Annotated in this window: 23 protein-coding genes; 11 read left to right on the top strand and 12 right to left on the bottom strand. The window is 67.7% G+C overall.

From position 1 onward, the window contains the following. The first annotated feature begins 185 nt into the window (after window positions 1-185). From ACQPYM_RS04885 to ACQPYM_RS04850, 8 genes are all read left to right on the top strand, one after another. Window positions 186-659, top strand: a complete 474-nt coding sequence (locus tag ACQPYM_RS04885) for a bifunctional nuclease family protein (RefSeq protein WP_433015449.1) — start codon at window positions 186-188, stop codon at window positions 657-659. 121 nt (window positions 660-780) lie between these two features. Next, window positions 781-2,109, top strand: a complete 1,329-nt coding sequence (locus ACQPYM_RS04880) for a hypothetical protein (protein WP_433015446.1) — start codon at window positions 781-783, stop codon at window positions 2,107-2,109. 21 nt (window positions 2,110-2,130) lie between these two features. Beyond that, a complete protein-coding gene (locus ACQPYM_RS04875) occupies window positions 2,131-3,462 on the top strand; it encodes a hypothetical protein (RefSeq protein ID WP_433015443.1) in 1,332 nt (443 codons plus the stop codon). 219 nt (window positions 3,463-3,681) lie between these two features. Further along, entirely contained in the window at window positions 3,682-4,812 is a 1,131-nt protein-coding gene (pstS, locus tag ACQPYM_RS04870; protein ID WP_433015440.1) for a phosphate ABC transporter substrate-binding protein PstS, read from the top strand. A 122-nt stretch (window positions 4,813-4,934) separates the two neighbouring features. After that, on the top strand, window positions 4,935-5,999 hold the full coding sequence (pstC, locus tag ACQPYM_RS04865; RefSeq protein ID WP_433015437.1) for a phosphate ABC transporter permease subunit PstC: 1,065 nt from the start codon (window positions 4,935-4,937) through the stop codon (window positions 5,997-5,999). Then, entirely contained in the window at window positions 5,996-6,916 is a 921-nt protein-coding gene (gene pstA, locus ACQPYM_RS04860) for a phosphate ABC transporter permease PstA (RefSeq protein WP_433015435.1), read from the top strand. Before pstC ends, pstA begins: the two co-directional genes overlap by 4 nt. 20 nt (window positions 6,917-6,936) lie before the next feature. Continuing rightward, window positions 6,937-7,713, top strand: a complete 777-nt coding sequence (gene pstB / locus ACQPYM_RS04855; protein WP_433015432.1) for a phosphate ABC transporter ATP-binding protein PstB — start codon at window positions 6,937-6,939, stop codon at window positions 7,711-7,713. A 58-nt stretch (window positions 7,714-7,771) separates the two neighbouring features. Continuing rightward, on the top strand, window positions 7,772-8,377 hold the full coding sequence (locus ACQPYM_RS04850) for a DUF4190 domain-containing protein (RefSeq protein ID WP_433015429.1): 606 nt from the start codon (window positions 7,772-7,774) through the stop codon (window positions 8,375-8,377). 50 nt (window positions 8,378-8,427) lie between these two features. Here the strand turns inward: ACQPYM_RS04850 and ACQPYM_RS04845 are convergent, their stop codons facing one another. Continuing rightward, on the bottom strand, window positions 8,428-8,868 hold the full coding sequence (locus ACQPYM_RS04845) for a DUF2752 domain-containing protein (RefSeq protein ID WP_433015426.1): 441 nt from the start codon (window positions 8,866-8,868) through the stop codon (window positions 8,428-8,430). A gap of 100 nt (window positions 8,869-8,968) precedes the next feature. Here ACQPYM_RS04845 and ACQPYM_RS04840 point away from each other — a divergent pair, with 100 nt between their 5' ends. Further along, on the top strand, window positions 8,969-9,535 hold the full coding sequence (locus ACQPYM_RS04840; RefSeq protein WP_433015423.1) for an RDD family protein: 567 nt from the start codon (window positions 8,969-8,971) through the stop codon (window positions 9,533-9,535). Between the two features lie 265 nt (window positions 9,536-9,800). Here the strand turns inward: ACQPYM_RS04840 and ACQPYM_RS04835 are convergent, their stop codons facing one another. The 3 genes from ACQPYM_RS04835 to thiC all read right to left on the bottom strand — a co-directional run bounded on the left by ACQPYM_RS04835 (window position 9,801) and on the right by thiC (window position 12,862). Further along, window positions 9,801-10,355 carry a hypothetical protein gene (locus tag ACQPYM_RS04835; protein ID WP_433015420.1) on the bottom strand — a complete coding sequence of 185 codons (555 nt, stop codon included), beginning with the start codon at window positions 10,353-10,355 and terminating at the stop codon, window positions 9,801-9,803. Continuing rightward, window positions 10,352-10,909, bottom strand: a complete 558-nt coding sequence (locus ACQPYM_RS04830) for a transposase (RefSeq protein WP_433015417.1) — start codon at window positions 10,907-10,909, stop codon at window positions 10,352-10,354. The genes ACQPYM_RS04835 and ACQPYM_RS04830 overlap by 4 nt, the downstream gene beginning before the upstream one ends. 327 nt (window positions 10,910-11,236) lie before the next feature. Then, window positions 11,237-12,862 (bottom strand): phosphomethylpyrimidine synthase ThiC, encoded by a 1,626-nt coding sequence (thiC, locus tag ACQPYM_RS04825; RefSeq protein ID WP_433015414.1) that lies wholly within the window; start codon window positions 12,860-12,862, stop codon window positions 11,237-11,239. A 192-nt stretch (window positions 12,863-13,054) separates the two neighbouring features. Between thiC and ACQPYM_RS04820 the strand changes: the two genes are divergently transcribed. Both ACQPYM_RS04820 and ACQPYM_RS04815 read left to right on the top strand, forming a co-directional pair. Further along, on the top strand, window positions 13,055-13,804 hold the full coding sequence (locus ACQPYM_RS04820; protein ID WP_433015411.1) for a lysophospholipid acyltransferase family protein: 750 nt from the start codon (window positions 13,055-13,057) through the stop codon (window positions 13,802-13,804). Between the two features lie 165 nt (window positions 13,805-13,969). Next, window positions 13,970-14,506 (top strand): hypothetical protein, encoded by a 537-nt coding sequence (locus tag ACQPYM_RS04815; RefSeq protein WP_433015408.1) that lies wholly within the window; start codon window positions 13,970-13,972, stop codon window positions 14,504-14,506. A 17-nt stretch (window positions 14,507-14,523) separates the two neighbouring features. Here the strand turns inward: ACQPYM_RS04815 and ACQPYM_RS04810 are convergent, their stop codons facing one another. The 8 genes from ACQPYM_RS04810 to ACQPYM_RS04775 all read right to left on the bottom strand — a co-directional run bounded on the left by ACQPYM_RS04810 (window position 14,524) and on the right by ACQPYM_RS04775 (window position 19,702). After that, window positions 14,524-15,522: an anion permease gene (locus ACQPYM_RS04810; protein WP_433015405.1), complete on the bottom strand. Its 999-nt coding sequence runs from the start codon at window positions 15,520-15,522 to the stop codon at window positions 14,524-14,526. Between the two features lie 2 nt (window positions 15,523-15,524). Next, window positions 15,525-16,157, bottom strand: coding sequence for a DUF47 domain-containing protein (locus tag ACQPYM_RS04805; protein WP_433015402.1), 633 nt, complete (start codon window positions 16,155-16,157; stop codon window positions 15,525-15,527). A 138-nt stretch (window positions 16,158-16,295) separates the two neighbouring features. Then, complete coding sequence (locus ACQPYM_RS04800) at window positions 16,296-16,601, bottom strand: DUF202 domain-containing protein (protein WP_433015399.1); 306 nt, start codon at window positions 16,599-16,601, stop codon at window positions 16,296-16,298. 28 nt (window positions 16,602-16,629) lie between these two features. After that, window positions 16,630-16,968, bottom strand: coding sequence for a YidH family protein (locus ACQPYM_RS04795; RefSeq protein WP_433015396.1), 339 nt, complete (start codon window positions 16,966-16,968; stop codon window positions 16,630-16,632). Further along, complete coding sequence (locus ACQPYM_RS04790; protein WP_433015393.1) at window positions 16,965-18,236, bottom strand: glycoside hydrolase family 3 N-terminal domain-containing protein; 1,272 nt, start codon at window positions 18,234-18,236, stop codon at window positions 16,965-16,967. Before ACQPYM_RS04790 ends, ACQPYM_RS04795 begins: the two co-directional genes overlap by 4 nt. A gap of 23 nt (window positions 18,237-18,259) precedes the next feature. Beyond that, window positions 18,260-18,766 carry a MarR family winged helix-turn-helix transcriptional regulator gene (locus tag ACQPYM_RS04785; RefSeq protein ID WP_433015390.1) on the bottom strand — a complete coding sequence of 169 codons (507 nt, stop codon included), beginning with the start codon at window positions 18,764-18,766 and terminating at the stop codon, window positions 18,260-18,262. Further along, a complete protein-coding gene (locus tag ACQPYM_RS04780; protein WP_433015387.1) occupies window positions 18,741-19,130 on the bottom strand; it encodes an EamA family transporter in 390 nt (129 codons plus the stop codon). Before ACQPYM_RS04780 ends, ACQPYM_RS04785 begins: the two co-directional genes overlap by 26 nt. Further along, window positions 19,076-19,702 carry a DMT family transporter gene (locus tag ACQPYM_RS04775; protein WP_433015384.1) on the bottom strand — a complete coding sequence of 209 codons (627 nt, stop codon included), beginning with the start codon at window positions 19,700-19,702 and terminating at the stop codon, window positions 19,076-19,078. Before ACQPYM_RS04775 ends, ACQPYM_RS04780 begins: the two co-directional genes overlap by 55 nt. Between the last annotated feature and the right edge of the window lie 17 nt (window positions 19,703-19,719).

Here is a 19,719-nt window from a genome sequence, read left to right as displayed (position 1 = left end):
GGCGCTGTCCTGGGCCGCGTGGAGCAGCTTTGTGAGTGGCGGCGGTCCGGCCCCTCACAGTCCAGGCACAATCTGTTCCTCGTTCCGGCAACAGCCATGGGCGATACCGGATGACGTCGGCCGGGGCGGGTATGTTCCTACTGAGGCGTCCCACCGGGCGCCGGGGCACGGAGAGGTCGGGCGCCATGACGACGATGCGAGAGCTCACTCTGATCGGGATCCGGATGGAGTCGCCCGACCGGGCACCGGTGATGATGCTGCGCGAGACCGAGGGTTACCGGTACCTGCCGATCTCGATCGGTTCGGTCGAGGCCACCGCGATCGCCTACGAGGAACAGGGCCTGCGCCCGTCCCGCCCGCTCACCCACGACCTGATGCGCGACCTGATCGAGGCCTTCGGCGTCACCGTCGAGGCGGTCGAGATCGTCGAGCTACGCGACGCGGTCTTCTACGCCGAGCTTGTCCTCGGCAACGGTGCCCGCGTCTCGGCCCGGCCGAGCGACTCGGTCGCCCTCGCGGTCCGGCTCGGTACGCCGATCCGCTGCACCGAACAGGTCCTCCAGGAAGCCGGCGTGGCCACCCCGGAAGAGGAGCAGGCCGAGCTCGAACGCTTCCGCCGGTTCCTCGACGGCGTAGCCCCCGAGGACTTCTCCAGCTAGAGCCGACTGCAACAAGCTGCAATCAGGCTTCTGTACGCCGTACCGAGTCCGCTAAGTTGCCCCGACGCACTGGCGGCCGGGGGTCGACTCGCCAGGCATTCTCTCTGGGGGTCCTCGCTCGATGCGCAAGCCACTCGCCATAACCGCTGCTGCCTTGGTGCTCCTCGGCAGCACGCAGCTTCCTGCCCAGGCGGCGGCGGGGCCGGAGGCGCCCACCGACCTGCAGCTCAGCTGGGTCGCGCCCGGCAACCAGCAGGTCAAGATGACGTGGGCCGACGGTGGCGAGGCCAACATCGTGCGGGTCGAGTACCAGGACGGCCATCAGGTGACCAGGTTCACCAGCAAGCCGGGTACGCCGAACGAGTGGACCAGGGTGGGCCATGCGCTGGTCTGGACCGACCGGGTTGCCCGAATCAGTGTGGTGAGCATCGACGAGTCCGGCGCCGAGAGCGCGCCGGTCGTGTCGCCGTGGTTCGACTCCATCGGCGCTCCCCTGCCGACCTTCACCAGCGCCGTGCCGCTCCCGGACGGTTCGCTCAAGCTGAACTGGTCGCTGGCCCCCGTGCCCGTCGACACGACACCTGGCGACCCCCTCGACCTGCCGTCGACCAACGAGGTGGTGAAGCTCGCGGTCGCCACGACTCCCAACGCCCCCGGGAAGTCGTTCACGCTGCCGGCAGGCTCCACCACGTTCACCATTCCGACCCACCCCCGCCCGTATCCCGTCGCCATGCTGACGACCAACGAGTGGGTCATCCGGGGCGGCACCACGGGCTCGTCGAGCGTTGTGTTCAACGAGACGACGGTCGGCCTCTCGGTGCCCGCGACCAACGTGTACTCGCAAAGCCTTCCGTTCTCGATCGTCGCCGGCACGCGGATGTGCGCGAACGCGCAGTACAACTGCCCCGACCGGACGAACCCGTTCGTCGCCAACCCGGGCATCCGCACCCTCCTCCAGGCACGGCCGGACGCCGCTCGCCCCTGGAAGACCATCGGCACGTACACCAACCAGCAACTGCGGTTCACCGCCAACGTTCGCCTGTACGGCGGCCAGCAGTACCGCCTCTACATCCCCACCTGGTCCCACCTGAACGGCCGCGAACTCACCGTCGCCCCGGCGGCGTCGACCTCCGCCCGGTACTCCGCCACGCAGGCGAAGTTCGCCGTTGCTGGTTTCAACACCAGCACCGCGACAGTCGGTCAGATCGTCAAGACGACCGTCGACGTCCTGCCGGCCGGGACGGTGAAGGCTGACCTTCAGTGGTACGACGGCAAGGTCTGGCGCCACGCCACCTACATCTCTCTCACCAAGGGCAAAGGCACCTTCTCCTTCAAGGCAGCCGGCCGTGGCACCAGCCGGTACTGGCGGGTGGTTGTTCCGAAGATGACTATGAACGGGCTGCCGATCGTGGCTACGCCCAGCAAGGCGTTCAAGCTCACCGTGCGGTAAGGATTTCTGGGGGTTCACATCATGCGTAAGACGCCACTCGTTGCGGCTGCGGCTGCCTTTGCCATCGTCGGCACGCTGACTCAGGTGCCGGCCTGGGCTACTGGGCCCGAGACGCCGACCGAGCTGCAGATCGGCTGGTCCGCTACGCCGGGGAAGATCCAGGTGCGCTGGAAGGACGGCGGCCTGGCCAACCGGATCAGGGTGCAGTACCAGAGCACCTCGAACACCACGGAGCTGGCGACGACTGCAGCCGGGGATGCGGACGAGGTTCTCGTCGACCGTCATGACTACGGGCTCCACGCCTTCGAGGTACTGCGCATCACGGTCGTCACGATCGACGCGGCCGGGGTCGAGTCCGCGCCGGCCGACTCGCCCTGGTTCGACGCCATCCGGCCGCCGCAGCCCCAGCTCATCGATGCCGGACCGGCGAACGACCTCTCCCTCCTGACGGTCTGGCAAACCCCCGCCGTCCCCGAGGACACCACCCCGAACGACCCGCTCGACCGGCCGGCGTCCGAGTCCGTCATCGGACCGGAGCTCTGGTACGGCTGGGGTAGCAGCAACCCGGTCGAGGCGTTCTGGCACCCGATGGGCACCACCTCGGCGTTCGTCCCACCGCGGCCGCGTCCGTACCCGGTGAAGGTGGCATCCCGCTCCGAGTGGGGTCAGCCCCGCTCCGAGGGGTGGATCGTCTTCGGCGTCATGAACGTCGGCATCAAACTCCCGGCCACCGCCGTCTACGGCAAGCCGATGACCGTGGGTGGCACCGCGGGAATCACCGACTGCATCACCGGTACCGCGCCCTGCGTGCCGCACACCGGGGCGAACGGGATCCCGGTGACCTTGCAGACCAGGGCTGACGCAACCAAGCCTTGGGCGTACGCCGGACGCTACCTCGCCCAGAACGGCCCGATCCAGGGCGTCACCACGCCCGTCGGCACCCGGCAGTACCGCTTCTACATCCCGATCCAGAAGGACTTCACGCCCGGCGCCACCCTGGACGGTGGCACCGTCACCTCGCCCGCCTCGTCCTCGGTCCGGACCGTCACCACGTACGCCGACTTCGTCACGGCCAAGTTCGACAAGTCCGTCGCATCGGTCGGCGAGACGGTCACCGCAAGCGTCGACGTACGACCGGCCGGGACCAGCCGGGCCGCCCTGCAGTACTTCGACGGTTCGGTCTGGCGTCACTCGATGGACATCGCGCTGGTGAACGGCAAGGGCACGGTGAGCTTCAAGGCCTCCGGCCGGGGGACCACCAAGAACTGGCGGATCACGGTCCCGGCGATGACCTACAACGGTCTGCCGATCGCGGCAACAGTCAGCCGGACCTTTCCACTTTCCGTCCGCTGAGTCGGTACCGGACCGTGACCCAACGGGTGTTTTAGTCACCCTGTGTCACGGTCCTTAACTCAGTTCATCTGCTGGCCTTCTGGCGGCACGCCAGCCGTCGTCAGCACTACCGAAACCGTTCACCGCTCGTTCACCCGGCGCGAGCCACCCGGTCATCTGGTCTCCCTACCGTCTGTGGAAGTTCAAGAAGTCTGAATCCCGCAGAAGGGCAACACTCTCGTGTCCGTCAATCGCCTGCTCCGCGTCGGCACCGTCGCCGTGGCATCCCTCGGCGTCCTCGCCCTGAGCGCCTGTGGCTCCGACCCGGAGTCCTCCGCGAACCCCGGCAGCACCAGCTCGTCCAACGGTGGCGGCGACTGCCCGAAGGGCACCCTGAACGCCGAGGGTTCCTCGGCGCAGAAGAACGCCATCGAGGAAGTCATCAGCAAGTACAACACCGACAAGTGCACCGACGTCAAGGTGAACTACAACCCGACCGGCTCCGGTGCGGGGATCAAGCAGTTCAACGCCGGTCAGGTGGACTTCGCAGGCTCCGACTCGGCGCTGAAGACCGAGGCCAAGGACGGTGGCGAGGCCGAGGCCGCCGCGGCGGCCAAGCGCTGCCAGGGCAGCCCGGCGCTGAACCTGCCGATGGTCATCGGCCCGGTCGCGATCGCCTACAACGTGGAGGGTCTGGAGAAGCTGGTCGTCGACGGCCCGACCGCGGCGAAGATCTTCCAGGGCACCATCAAGACCTGGAACGACCCGGCGATCGTCAAGCTGAACCCGGGCGCCAAGCTGCCGAGCGCGCCGATCGCGGTCTTCTTCCGCTCGGACGAGTCCGGCACCACCGAGAATTTCGCCAAGTACCTCGAAGCCGCCGGTGGCGGTGCGTGGACCGGTAAGCCCGGCAAGAAGTGGACCGGCACGGGCGCCGGCAAGGAGAAGTCCGCCGGTGTCGCCGAAGGCGTGAAGAGCACCAAGAACTCGATCACCTACGTCGAGTGGAGCTACGCCGTCGACAACAAGCTGGGCGTCGCCTCGGTCGACACCGGCTCCGGCCCGATCGACCTGACCGCCGAGACCGCGGGCAAGGCGCTGGCTGCTGCCAAGCCGGCCGGTACCGGTAGCGACCTGGCCCTGAAGCTCGACTTCGGTACCAAGGCCCCGGGTGCCTACCCGATCGTCCTGGTCACCTACGAGATCGCCTGCAGCAAGGGCCTGCCGGCCGAGAAGACCGCTCTGGTGAAGAGCTTCCTGTCGTACTTCGCCAGCACCGACGGCCAGTCGTCGCTGACCGAGCTGAACTACGCGCCGCTGCCGGAAGAGATCCGCACCAAGGTCGACGCCGCCATCCAGGCGATCAGCTGACCCGCAAGAACCATCGCAGTACGGCGTGATGCGAGCCCCGGCCGTTCCGGTGATCCGGACGGCCGGGGCTTCGGCTCGCCGGCTCGCCACCCCGCATCGACCAGGCGCTTGGAGCAGCATCGATGAGTAGTACAGACGGCACGGCCCCGCCCGACCGGCCGACCGGCCCCACTTCCGGGCAGAAGCTCGAGCTCGGCCCGGTCGGGCACCTCGGCGACCGGTTGTTCGCCGGACTCGCCCGCGGCTCCGGCGGCCTGGTGGTCGTCATCGTCGCGTTCGTCGGCATCTTCCTGCTCGCGCTGGCGGTTCCCGCGCTGGCCGACAACAACAGCAGCTTCCTGTTCTCCCGGATCTGGGAACCGGGCGGCGCGGAGCCGAAGTTCGGTATCGCGGCGCTGTTCTACACGACGCTGGTCAGCTCGATCATCGCGATGGTGATCGCGGTCCCGATCGCGGTCGGCGTCGCACTGTTCACCACCTACTACTCGCCCAAGCGGCTGGCCGCGCCGGTCTCGCACGCGATCGACCTGCTCGCGGCGGTCCCGTCGATCATCTACGGGCTGTGGGCCATCATCTTCTTCGCGCCGATCCTGCGCCCGGTGATCGACGGCCTGAGCTCGGCGCTCGGCTGGATCCCGCTGTTCGAGAAGCCCGCCACCGACAACCTCGGCGTCGTCTTCACCGCGTCCGTCGTACTGGCGATCATGATCCTGCCGGTGGTCACCGCGATCAGCCGGGAGATCTTCGCCCAGACGCCGATCACGCATCGCGAGGGCGCGCTGGCGCTCGGCGCGACCCGCTGGGAGATGATCCGGATGGCGGTCCTGCCGTACGGCCGCTCCGGTGTGGTCAGCGCCTCGATGCTCGGCCTGGGCCGCGCGCTCGGCGAGACCGTCGCCGTACTGATCATCCTGTCGGTGCCCAACGGCAACGACCCGTGGAACTCCTCCATCTTCGCCGGGGGCGAGACGTTCGCCTCGAAGATCGCCAACAACGCCGCCGAGTTCGACTCGCCGGAGAAGACCGGCGCCTACATCGCGGCCGGTCTGGTCCTGTTCGTGGTGACCTTCCTGGTCAACTCCGCCGCCCGCCTGATCGTCGCGCGCAGCGGCCCCGGCGGTAAGCGTTCGCGCCGCAACCGCCGGGCCGGTACCAGCCCCGCCCAGACCGAAGGAGCCGCCTCGTGAGCACGCTCGCAGCCAACAAGCCGGCGTACGACGGGACGACTCTCGACCTGACCGGCAAGTCCGGCGCCCGGGCGTTCCAGAACACCCTGGCCACCGTCCTGATCGTCTTGTGCTTCCTGATCGCGCTCGTTCCGCTGCTGTGGATCCTGTGGACCGTGATCAGCAAGGGCTACAACCTGCTGCTCGACCCGAACTGGTGGTCCCAGTCGCAGCGCGGCGTGACGGTGCGCCGGGTCGGTGGCGGCGCGTACCACGCGATCATGGGCACTCTCATCATGGCGCTGATCTGTGCCCTGATCGCGGTCCCGATCGCCATTCTCGGCGCGATCTACCTGGTCGAGTACGGCAAGGGCACCAAGGCCGCCAAGGTGGTCAGCTTCATGATCGACATCCTCACCGGGGTGCCCTCGATCGTGGCCGCGCTGTTCATCTACGCGGTCTGGATCACCGTGCTCGGCTTCAACCGGGTCGGCTTCGCGGTGGCCCTCTCGCTGGTCCTGCTGATGCTGCCGGTCGTCCTGCGCTCCACCGAGGAGATGCTGAAGCTGGTGCCGGACGAGTTGCGCGAAGCGTCGTACGCGCTCGGGGTGCCGAAGTGGAAGACGATCCTCAAGGTGGTCATCCCGACCGCGTTCGGCGGCATCATCACCGGCGTGATGCTCGGCCTGGCCCGGGTGATGGGCGAGACCGCGCCGCTGCTGATCCTGGTCGGCTACTCCAAGAACATCAACCTGAACCCGTTCGACGGGTTCATGGGCGCCCTGCCCACGATGATCAACCAGGACCGGACCGAACTGTCCCTGGACCCGGCCGCGGATCGGGTCTGGGCCGCGGCCCTGACGCTCATCCTGCTGGTCCTCCTCCTCAACGTGCTGGCCCGCGTGATCGCACGCTTCAGCACCATCAAGTCCCAATAGTCGAGAGGTTCTGAGTCGATATGGCAAAGCGCATCGAGGTCAGCGGCCTCAACGTCTACTACGGCGACTTCAAGGCCGTCGAGGACGTGTCGATGACGATCGAGCCCCGCTCGGTCACCGCGTTCATCGGCCCGTCCGGCTGCGGCAAGTCCACCTACCTGCGCACCCTGAACCGGATGCACGAGGTGATCCCCGGCGCCCGGGTCGAGGGCAAGGTGATGCTGGACCAGCAGGACCTGTACGCCAGTGGTGTCGACCCGGTGGCGGTCCGCCGGGTGGTCGGCATGGTGTTCCAGCGGCCGAACCCGTTCCCGACCATGTCGATCTTCGACAACGTCGCGTCCGGGCTGAAGCTCAACGGGGTCAAGGATCGCAAGAAGCTCACCGAGGTCGTCGAGGCCTCGCTCAAGGGCGCGAACCTGTGGAACGAGGTCAAGGACCGGCTGGACAAGCCCGGTGCGGGCCTGTCCGGTGGTCAGCAGCAGCGGCTGTGCATCGCCCGGGCGATCGCGGTCGAGCCCGAGGTGATCCTGATGGACGAGCCCTGCTCGGCCCTGGACCCGATCTCGACGCTGGCCATCGAGGACCTGATCGAGAAGCTGAAGGACAAGTTCACCGTGGTGATCGTGACCCACAACATGCAGCAGGCGGCCCGCGTGTCCGACCAGACCGCGTTCTTCAACCTGGCCGCGACGGGCAAACCCGGCCGGCTGGTCGAGATGGGCCCGACCAAGCAGATCTTCTCCAACCCCGGCGAGAAGGCCACGGAGGACTACATCACCGGCCGGTTCGGCTGATCTGTCCCCTTGCCGTAGTAGTGTCTGTGCCTTCTCAACGTTCTAGAAGGGGACCGTGGTGAGCACTCCGACGCCTCCCGGCGACGACCCGAACAACCCGAATCGGCCCGAGGACACGCCTGGGCAGCCGGGTGAGTACGGGCAGCAGTCCGATCCCTACCAGCAGCCGGGGCAGCCTGGGGGCTATGGGCAACCAGGTCAGCCTGGTTATGGTCAGCAGCCGGGTCAGCCCGGCTACGGCCAGCAGCCCGGTCAGTACGGCCAGCCGGGTCAGCCCGGTTACGGCCAGCAGCCCGGCTATGGGCAGCAGCCTGGTTATGGTCAGCAGCCGGGTCAGCCGGGTTATGGACAGCAGCCGGGTCAGCCCGGCTACGGCCAGCAGCCCGGTGGATACCCGGGCCAGCCGGGCTACCCCGGCCAGCAGGGCGCCTACGGCTACGGCGGCGGCGCACCGCAGAACAACACCCCGCAGACGCTGGCGATCATCGGTATCGTCTGCTGGTTCTGCTGCTCGCCGGCCGCGATCATCCTCGGCTTCATTGCCCAGGGCAAGTTCCGCGAGCAGGGCAAGTCGGACACCCTGGCCAAGGTCGCCTGGATCGGCGGCATCGTGGCCTTCGCGCTCGGCATCCTCGGCTACGCCACCGGCGCGGTCGGCCGCTGACGTTCGGCCGCTGACGTTTGGCCGGTAGGTCGCTGGGACCGGCGTCGCCCTCAGTTCAGATTGCGGGCGACGCCGTAGACCAGCAGGACGACGGCCATGATCTTGATCGCGCGGTCGATCAGCCGCGGGTCCGGGCGGAGTCTCGGCAGTCTGACCAGTCGCGTCCGCTCGAGCGCCCAGGCCAGCAGTTGGTAGCCGACGGCAACGCCGATCAGCGGACCGACCACGAGCACGACCGGATTGAAGTGCCAGGCGGCGACCAGATCGCCCCGCAGCAGGGCCGCAGCCATCCGGGTCGCCCCACAGAGCGGGCAGTTCAGCCCGGTGGTGGCATGCAGCAGACACGGGATGCCGAGCTGACGGGATCCGGACAGCTGGTAGACCGCTGCCAGGACGAACCCACCGACGCCGACGGCGGCGAGACCGAGTACCTGCCGCCCAGGCGGCTCGACCGGCCCCTGCGGGCGGAGTACGACGGTTGGCTGGGTCACGTCCCCAACGGTAACTCCTGCTGCCAGGGATCCCCGAGAGTGGCTTGGCCGTCCGATGACGGGCAGTACGATCCCGGAGCGCCCCTCCGAAAGGAATCTCGTGAGCACCCCTCCCTCGCCGTACCCGGGTCAGTTCCCGCCGGGACAGCCCGGTGACCGCCGCAACAGCCCGTACCAGCCCGGCCAGCCGGTCTACGCGCCTGGTGGCTCCCACCTGCAAGGCGGCTACGGCTATGCGCCGCCCGGACGGTACGCGGAATGGACGACGCGCGTCGGTGCCTCGCTGATCGACACCATGGTGCAGTTCCCGCCCGTCGTCATCGGCTTCGGCGCCGGGCTGGCCATCAACGGCGACAGCCAGGAACTCACCCCGGCCGCCGGTACTGCGATGGTGCTCGGCGTCGCGCTCAGCGGGGTGCTCTGGTTCTGGAACCGGGTGATCAAGCAGGGCCGGTCCGGTCAGTCGGTCGGCAAGCGGGTCACCGGGCTGAAGATCGTCTCGGTGCGGACCGGGGAGACCATCGGGATCGGCCGGACCTTCGTCCGGGAGATCTGCTCGTACCTGATCAACTACCTCTGTTTCCTCAACCTGCTCTGGCCACTGTGGGATGCCAAGCAGCAGACGTTGCACGACAAGGTCGTCTCCGACCTGGTGATCAAGCTCTGATTGAGCGCACGAAAGGACTTCTGTGACCACCCCCTCCCTACGGGCCTGACAACCGCCCGCAGGACGTACCGCGCCAGCCGGGTCAGCCTGGCTACGGGCCGCCGCAGTACTGGCAACCCTCGCCGTACGGGCGAGCACGTGCTCGGTGCGGTAGCTCGGCGTGCTGGAGCGGACGCCTCGATGTTTTCCATCGTTGCTTTTGCTCCAGTGCGCCGAGGTGCCGTGCCGAGTGCCGCGCAGCACGCAGGGGATTGGGAGACACGGCCTACTTCGAGAGCAGCAGGCCGGCGCAAAGGATGGACCAGAGCACGCTGGTGAAGGTACCGATGATGAATCGCTCCGCCACCGCCTGCGGTGTCACCGACGCCGGCTGGTCCGGACTACGCAGCTCCGGGTAGCGCGCCAGGCCCTTGATGGCCAGCACGATCGCCACGCCCTCGGGCCAACCAGCCACGATGGAGCCGTAGACGGCGCAGCGCTCCAGCGCACCGATCAGCGCGCCGCCTCGCAGTACCTCACCGGCCTGCTGGGTCGACTGCGACCTGGTGTTGCCTCGGTCGACCAGTGCCAGTACTGAAGTCGTCAGTGGACCTCCACCGGCTACCGCCAGGCTGCCGGAGGCCAGGAGGAGGATGTTCCACCAGGTCTCCCGCCAGCCTTGTACGCCGTGCCCTGCCAGCAGCAGGAGCGCCCCGGCGGTCAAACAGGCCAGCATGACGCCACTGATCACGATCGCCGGCGTCGAGCCCGACTTGGGCCACCACGCCAGTACGGCGAGCACCAGGCTGACACCGGTCAGCACCAGCACTGCTGCCGTCATGCAGCCTCCCCTGCCTCGAGCAGCTCAGCCGCGAGCACTCGCCCGCGCTGCTCCTCGGCGAAGCCGGCCGCCTGCGCCCGTTGGGTCACAGCGGACTGACTGATGCCCAGCTTCACGCCGATCTCCCGCCTGGTCAGGCCTTCCGACAACAGGTCGGCCACTGCCCAGCCGCGCTCGCTGCGGCGACGTAGTACCGAGGCCACTAGCCACATGACGCTCTCCACCTGCTCGGCCGCGTGCTTGTTGCTGCCGACCACGCTCACGTGATGGGGACTGGACTTGGCCCGGTTGACGGCTTCGCGAGCGAAGATGAAGGCGTCCCCGCTGCCTGCTCTGGTACTGCGCGGCAGCGGCAGGTCGACCGGGCCGAAACCGAGGCCGACGTGCCAGATCTCGGCCCGGAGCAACTGCACGATCACGTCGATGGTGGCGCGGGCGTCGGAGAGCACACCCTGGACCTCGTCGCCCGCCGTCCGCTCGAACTTGCGCAGAAGGCCGACCCGCCGCGGTCGCCGGTTCAGCGTATTCAGTAGCTCGGGTACGAGATCGCCCATGCTTCCGCTGTCCCGCTGATCTACCGTGAGAACGAAGACCATTGCCCTGCTCACCTCCTTCCCAACGCAGATTAAGGCTACAGTCTTATTCACGCAGAGTGAAGGGAAAAACCTGAACCGGTTCGGCCAATCACCGACAGTGATCACCCCGATGGCCACCGGCTCCCCCATTCTCCGCTGGATTCCGCGGTTCGCGCACCCCGACGCCCCGTCGCCTTCACGCGCAGTCAGGACGTAATCGGCCCCTTCCGGCCGTTTTCAGCCGCGGACCCGGCGGTCTCGATTTCCCTCGAGACCCACCGGGCAGCGGCTCAGTCGGTCAGCCGGTCAGTCGGTCAGTGGCAGGTAGAGCTTCTTGTCCTTGGCCCGGAAGGTCTCGGACATCTCCGCGAAGCCCGCCTCGATCGCCTCGGCGGAGTCCAGGCCGTTCTCCTCGGCGTACTTGCGGATGTCGGCGGTGATCCGCATCGAGCAGAACTTCGGCCCGCACATCGAGCAGAAGTGCGCGGTCTTGGCCGGCTCGGCCGGCAGCGTCTCGTCGTGGTACGAGCGGGCCGTGTCCGGATCCAGCGAGAGGTTGAACTGGTCCTCCCAGCGGAACTCGAACCGGGCCCTCGACAACGCGTCGTCCCAGTCCTGCGCGTGCGGGTGCCCCTTGGCCAGATCGGCCGCGTGGGCCGCGATCTTGTAGGTGATCACACCGGTCTTCACGTCATCGCGATCCGGCAGGCCGAGGTGCTCCTTCGGCGTGACGTAACACAGCATCGCCGTCCCGAGCCAGCCGATCTGGGCCGCCCCGATCGCACTGGTGATGTGGTCGTAGGCCGGCGCCACATCAGTTGCCAACGGCCCCAATGTGTAGAACGGCGCCTCCCCGCAGAGCTCCTCCTCGAGCCGGACGTTCTCCGCGATCTTGTGCATCGGCACGTGCCCGGGGCCTTCGATCATCACCTGGACGTCGTGCTCCCAGGCGATCTTGGTCAGCTCGCCCAGCGTCCGCAGCTCGGCGAACTGGGCCGCGTCGTTGGCGTCCGCGATACAGCCCGGACGCAACCCGTCGCCGAGCGAGAACGTCACGTCGTACTGGCGCAGGATCTCGCACAGTTCGGCGAAATGCGTGTACAGGAAGGATTCCTGGTGATGCGCGAGGCACCAGGCGGCCATGATCGAGCCGCCGCGCGAGACGATGCCGGTGATCCGCCGAGCGGTCAGCGGCACGTACCGCAGCAGTACTCCGGCGTGCACGGTCATGTAGTCGACACCCTGCTCGCACTGCTCGATCACTGTGTCGCGGTAGACCTCCCAGGACAGCTCGGTCGGGTCGCCCTTCACCTTCTCCAGCGCCTGGTACAGCGGCACGGTCCCGATCGGCACCGGCGAGTTGCGCAGGATCCACTCGCGCGTCTCGTGGATGTTCTTGCCGGTGGACAGGTCCATCACCGTGTCCGCGCCCCACCGGGTGGCCCAGACCAGCTTCTCCACTTCCTCCTCGACCGAGCTGGACACGGCTGAGTTGCCGATGTTGGCGTTCACCTTCACCAGGAACTTCTTGCCGATGATCATCGGCTCGGCTTCCGGATGCCGGTGGTTGGCCGGGATCACCGCCCGGCCGCGAGCCACCTCGGCCCGGACGAACTCGGGATCCATGTTCTCCCGGATCGCGATGTAGCGCATTTCCTCGGTGATCGTCCCGGCGCGCGCGTGCGCCAGCTGGGTCAGCGGCTCACGGCCGGCGATCCAGTCCCGGCGTACCGGCGGAAGTCCCGCCTGCACGTCGATCTGCGCGGTCGCGTCGGTGTACGGGCCGGAGGTGTCGTAGAGGTCGAAGTGCTCCCCGTTGGTGAGGTGCACCCGCCGCTGCGGAACCCTCAGCTCGCCGGTGTAGATCTTCTCCGATCCGGAGATCGGCCCAGTAGTCACACTGGGTCGGACAGAGTTGTCGATGGTTGTCACGATGCTGCTCCCTACGCCGGAATTACCCGGACAGGTTCGGCGGTCGGCGGCACCGGGTCTCCCCAGCCGCCCTCTCAGCCCGCTTTCGGCGCGAGCTCCCGCGGTATCAACTTGTCGTCGGCAACTCTAACCAACCGTTGAGTACTGCGTACTGGATCCGCGCGCCGTTGACCGAACCGGTAGCGTCGGGCCATGCGAGACATCGTCTATCCGCCGGTCGTCGGCCTGGCCAAGACCGCCTTCAAAGCACTCGACCTGCGGTTCACCATGGTCGGGACGGAGCACATCCCGCGCACCGGCGGTGCGGTGCTCGCGGTGAACCACATCAGCTACGTGGACTTCGTGATCGGCGGCTTCGGCGCCCAGCCGAGCAAACGCCTGGTCCGGTTCATGGCCAAGGAGGTGCTCTTCCGCAACCGGTACTCCGGTCCGCTGATGCGCGCCATGCACCACATCCCGGTGGACCGCGGCGCGGGCGCCGGCTCGTACCGGCAGGCGATCCAGTACCTGAACGACGGCGAGATCGTCGGGGTCTTCCCCGAGGCCACCATCAGCCGGTCGTTCGAGCTGAAGGAGTTCAAGTCCGGCGCGGTCCGGATGGCCGCCGAGGCCGGCGTCCCGGTGATCCCGATGATCCTGTGGGGCACCCAGCGGGTGATGACCAAGGACCACCCGCGCGACTTCTCCCGGCACCAGCGGGTCTCGATCACGGTCGGCGAGCCGATGCCGGTGAGCAAGGACGAGGACGCCACCGAGGCCACCACCCGGCTGCGGACCACGATGGCCGAGATGCTCGCCCGGACGATCAGCGCCTACCCCGAGAAGCCCGCCGGCGCCTGGTGGCTGCCGGCGTCGTACGGCGGGGGCGCACCGACCCCCGAGGAAGCCGACCGGCTGGACGCCGAGGAACTGCGGAACCGGGCCGCCCGCCGGCGCAACTAGCTCAGCGCCACCCGGCATCCGGACGAGGGCTTGACCCGGCGGCCAGCTCGGGGTAGCAAGAACCCTTGAATGTCGAAGCAGGACCTGGGGGGTCCCTCTCGACGGCAGGCTGGTCGCGCTCCCGCCCCGGACGCCACGCCTGCGGTCATCGGGCTGGGTGGGGGAATGACGATTTTGTACGGATCAGAAGAAGAGCTGCATCTCTTCGAACCGGGGAAGCTGAGCATTCCGAGCAACGTCGCGGAGGAGATTCCGGACGTCGGGGTGTACTTCCTCTACTGGGCGACGCAGAACCTGCGGCCGGAACAGGCCCGGGAGATCGAGTCGGCGATCAACGGCCGGCGCTGCCAGAACGGCTGGTTCCCGCTGGAGAGCCTGGACGGCTTCGGCCGCCGGGGCTCCTGGCGCGGCCCGCTGACCTATCTGGCGCAGATGACCGCGAAGGACTCCGCGATCGTGAAGGCGTGGGCCACCATCAACATGGCGCCCAGCGCCGACAAGGACCGGATCGAGGCGACGGCCGACCGGCTGCTTCGCCAGCAGGGCCACGCCGCCGCCGCGACCTGGGTGATGGCCGTCCGGCCGCAGGCCTTCCTGAGCCTCACCCTGCTGGGCGACTCGCTCTACAACAACTGGGAGAGCACGGTCGCGACCCTGCGCCCCAAGGACCTCGCGAAGTCCGTACGCCGCTGGAACCGCTGACTCCCCCAGTTGGAGGGCTACTCGAGGATCAGGTGGGCGATCCAGTACACGCACGCTGCGACGACACCGGCAGCCGGGATGGTCAGCACCCAGGCGGTCACGATGCCCCTGGCGACGCCCCAGCGGACTGCTGAGAGCCGTTTGGTGGCGCCGGCGCCCATCACCGCGGAGGTGATCGTGTGCGTGGTCGAGACCGGCGCGTGCAGGCCGATCGCCATCACGTAGAGCACGCTGGCCGCGACCGCCTCGGAGGCGAAGCCGCGGGCCGGGTCGAGGTGGATGATCCGGCGGCCCAGGGTCCGCATGATCCGCCAGCCACCGGCGTACGTGCCCGCCGAGATCGCGGTCGCGGCCGCGAGCTTCACCCAGATCGGGATGCCGTCGCCCTTGTCCACGTGCCCGGCGGTGAGCAGGGCCAGAAAGATCACGCCCATCGTCTTCTGGGCGTCCTGCAGACCGTGGCCGAGCGCCATCGCGGCCGCCGACAGCGACTGCGCCAGCCGGAAACCGCGGGTGGTCTTGCCCGGGTTGCTGCGCCGGAAGATCCACAGGATCGCGGTCATCAGCAGGAACGCGCCGAGGAAGCCGATGGCAGGCGACAGCACCATCGGGATGACGACCTTGTCCAGGATCCCGCCCCACAGCACCACGCTGGTGGAGGCCAGCCCGGCGCCGACCAGGCCGCCGATCAGGGCGTGCGAGGACGACGACGGCAGGCCGAAGTACCAGGTGATCAGGTTCCAGGTGATGGCGCCGACCAGGGCGGCGATCACCACCACCAGGCCGTGCTCCCCGGTCGGCACGTTGATGATGCCCTTGCCGACGGTGTCGGCCACCTCGGTGCCCAGCAAGGCGCCGACGAAGTTCATCACCGCCGCCATCACCAGCGCCACCCGGGGAGTCAGGGCCCGGGTCGAGACCGACGTCGCGATCGCGTTCGCCGCGTCGTGGAATCCGTTGGTGTAGTCGAAGGTGAGCGCGATGACGACGACCGCGATGACGAGCGCGAGCTCCACGCTCAGCTCTCCTTGACGGCGATCTGTTCGACCGAGTTCGCGACGTGCTCGAAGGCGTCGATGGCGGCCTCCAGCAGGTCGACCACGGTCTTGACCTTCATCACCGTCAGCGCGTCGAACTCGCCGCTGAACAGCTTCGCGATGATCCGGCGGTGGACCGCGTCACCGGTGTTCTCCAGCCGGTTGATCTCGATCCAGTACTCGGCCAGGTCCTTCATCGTGCGCAGCCGCGGCATCGTCTCGGCGGTCAGCGCCGCCATCCGCTGCAGCACCTCGATCTGCTCGGCCACCTCGGCCGGCAGGCTGGTGAGGCCGAAGAGGTGGACGTTGTCGACCGCCTCCTCCATGTAATCCATCACGTCGTCGAGGTCGGACGCCAGCCGGTAGATGTCCTCCCGGTCGAACGGGGTGACGAAGGTCGAGTTGACCCGGCGGATGATCGAGTGGGTCGTCTCGTCCGCCGCGTGTTCGGCATCCTTCATCTGGACGGCGATCTGTTGGCTCGCCGACAGCCCTGATCCGGCCGTGCTGCCGAGCAGCTCGGCCAGGATGCGGGATCCGTCGACCAGGTGATTGGCGGATTCGGTGAAAAGGTCGTAGAACGTCGGGTCGTTCGGACGCAGACGTAACGGCACTTCAAGCTCCGGGTGAACGAGGGACAAACCGTGAACATGCTAGGGGCAACGGACCGCTGACGGAGCATCCGCCTGCTCAAGGTATCGCGAGATGATGAACACGTAGACTCAGCGCGACCGGAAAGTAACCGAAAGAACTCAGCGTGTCACGACCGCATAGAGGTCGAAGACGCCGACCAGGAGCACCAGACCGGCCGCCAGCCGCAGTACGCGCCGCGACCCCAGCTCGGTCGGCCGGACGCCCCGGCGGTAGACCGCGCTGACGGCGGTCCAGCAGGCCAGCGCCAGCACGGTGACGACGATGCCGAGGCCCAGCCGGACGTCCGACGTACCGTGGCCGGAGGCAAGCAGCAGGCCGCCGTTCACGACCAGCCCGAGCGCCGTACGCCGCCAGGCGAGCAGCGTGCGCTCCGGCTGAAGACCAGGATCACGGTCTGTGCTCATTCCTTCCCCGCCCCACCACCCCGGTCGTTCATCGCCACAGGCTGAACACGAGCCCGATCAGGCCGACCACCGCGATCGTTGCCCCCAGCACCAAAGGCAGCTTGGTCACCGGGAGCGGTCCGCCGGTACGCATCGCGGCCGAATTGTGCTGCCAGCGACGGAACGCCCCTGCGGTCGTGGCGATCCCGGCGGTGACCAGGACCACGCCGATGATGCGCGCAGGCCAGCGGTCAGGCCCGAGATCCAGAAACTGTACTGCGGACAGGCCACCCGCGTAGCAGGCCAGCGAGGTCCGCAAGTAGGCCAGATAGGTGCGCTCGTTGGCCAGCGTGAACCGGTAGTCGGGCTCCTGCTCGGGCGTACTCATCCGCAGCTCAGCAGGCCGTTGTTCTGCTTGAGCGTGAGCACCCGGCGGACGCTGCTCTGCAGCATGCCCGCGAATGTCTTGTCCTGCTCGGCTTTCGCCACCAACGCGTTGACCATGACCGAGGTGAGCGATGCCCTGGCGGTGATCACGATGTCGCCGCCCGCCGCGACGAACCGGGTCGCCCGCTGGCCGGCGGGCACCGAGGCGACCTCTGCCGCCGCCCCGACATCGTCGGTGATCACGACTCCGCCGTACCCGAGGTCGCCGCGCAGCATGCCGCCGATGATGGTGGGCGAGAACACGGCGCGGTTGTTCGGATCGATCTTCGTGTAGGTCACCGTGGAGACCATCACCAGCTCCGAACCCGCCTGGATCCCGGCGGCGAACGGCGCGAGGTCGTCGTCGTTGCGGGTGGTGACCGTGTCGACCACCCCCGACGAGAAGTCGGTGTTGCCCTTGACCCGGCCGAGTCCCGGGAAGTGCTTGACCGAGGTCATCACCCCGGCCTCGTGCATCCCCTTGATGAACGCGGTGACGTGCGGCCCGACCTCGGCCGGAGTATCGCCATAACCACGATCCAGCGCACCGATCGGCGCGTTGTCATCCCCAAGAGAAGCCGGTACTACGTCCGCGACGGGTGCGAGGTCGAGATTCACCCCGGCCCGCTTGAGCTGGCCGGCCCAGAGCTTCGCGCGAGCCGTGAGCTTCTCGTTGGACCAGGTCGCCTGCACAGTCGCGGAGGGGATGCGGTCGAAGCCGGAACCCTTGAGGCGCTGGATCTCGCCGCCTTCCTGGTCAGCGGCGACGAGAGGGCGAATGCCCTTCACGGTGGCGGTCTTGGCGGCAGCGGCCATCGCAGTACGGGTGTGGGAAGCGCTGCCGCCGGGGCCCATCAATAGGAGGCTGCCTGGCTTCTGAGCTTGGGCTATTGCGCGTTCTGCCGAGGTCATGCCGTTGGTGCCGATGCCGGTCATGATCAGCTGGGCCGCTTGCTCTCTGGGGGTCAACTGCCGCAGCTTCTGGTCGGCACAGGCTGTGCCTGGCGTCTGGCTGGGTGTTTGACCAGGTGTCTGGCTCGGTGTGGTCGAGAGGGTTGGCGTTTCGGCCGGCGGCTGGCTGGGGGTGCTCGGCGACTGCCGGGTGATCGAGGAGGAGGGCGCAGTACTCGGGCCTGCTGTAGGGCTGTCCGAGTTGCTGCAACCCGCGAGCAGCAGAGTGGCTGTGGTTGTGGTCGCTACAGCCAAGGTCCGGCGTCCAGTGGTCTTCATCACGGCCATTCTGGCCCACGGCACTAGCCGGCTGCGGTACCGGAGGGCTTTGCTTCCCACAGAGCACTGTCGTACGAACCGCCGGACTGCCTGGCCAGCGCCGCGCAGATCTCCCGCAACTGGTCGACCTGCTCGCGGCTGAGCGCGTCGAAGACCGCCTGCCGGACCGTCTCGACGTGACCGGGCGCGGTGTCCCGGAGCTTCTGGCGGCCTTCCTCGGTGATGATCGCGACCTGACCACGGCGGTCCGACTCGATCCCCTCACGGCGGACCCAGCCGACCTTCTCCAACCGGTTCACCGCGTGCGAGAGGCGGCTTCGTGAGCCGAGGGTGGCCACGGCGAGCTCACTCATCCGCAGCCGGCCGTCCTGGGCGTCGGACAGCCGGACCAGGATTTCGAAGTACGTGTGCGGCATGCCGGCGTCGCGCTGCAGCTGCTGCTCGATCCGGCTGTTCACCACACGCTGGGCCGCGATGAACGCTCGCCAGGCTCGCTGCTCTTGGTCATCCAGCCATCGTGGTTCCGCCATTGTCGCAGCGTAACGAGATCCGGGTCTTCGCGCCGCCCGGGCGAGCCGTGATCAACAGAACGGCGAGCGCACAGACCAGCATGCCGACGGCCGCGAGCGCGCCGATGGTCTCACCGAACAGCAGGAAGGCGAAGACCATCGTGGTCGGCGGTACGAGGTAGAGCAGCGAGCTGATCCTGGTTGCGCCGGACAGTTTGAGGTTGACGAGGTACAGGCCCCAGCCACCGCCAGTGGCCAACAGGACGAGCCACAGCACTGCGCCGTAGAAGGGCAACTGGTGCGGCACGGTGAGCTGTCCGGTACTGACGGCTACTGCGACGAAGAAGACACAGGAGACGAGGCTCTGCAGACACAGCGCATCCAAAAGATTGGTAGTCGGCTTCGTCGGCGTTCCCAGACAGTGCCGGCCACTAGTCCTAGTAGGCCGCCGATTGGGAGCAGGAAGATTGTCAGCGAGCTAGAGGCTAGATCGTCGGCGACTACTAGCGCGACGCCTGCTAGGCCGAGGAGGAGACCGATCCATTGCCGCGGGGTGACTCGCTCTCCGAGCAGTGGTCCGGCCACAGTGGCGATCAGGATCGGTTGCAGCGAGCCGATGAGGGCTGTGACGCCGGCAGAGATGCCGTGGTCGATGCCGGTGAAGATCAGGCCCAGGTAGATGCACTGGGTGAGGAAGGCCATCACTGCGTGCGTGATGACCTCTCTGCGGGTCAGCTTCGGCCTGCGCATCAGCAGTACTGCGGCAGCCAGGCCACCGGCGACCAGGTAGCGCCAGGCGAGGAGGTCAAAGGCAGAGGTGTACTCCGTGCCCCACCTCGCGCCGATGAAGCCGCTGCTCCAGAACACCACGAAACCCGCGCCGGCCAGGATCGGCAGCGCCCGCCGCCCTGCGGAGCGGCGTACCGGTTGGTCCTTCTGTAGCTCTGTGGCGGTCATGCGTTCCAAGTAACCAT

Source organism: Kribbella sp. CA-294648 (assembly GCF_050943845.1).
Classification (GTDB): domain Bacteria; phylum Actinomycetota; class Actinomycetes; order Propionibacteriales; family Kribbellaceae; genus Kribbella.
This window is presented reverse-complemented; position numbering and strand designations above follow the sequence as displayed.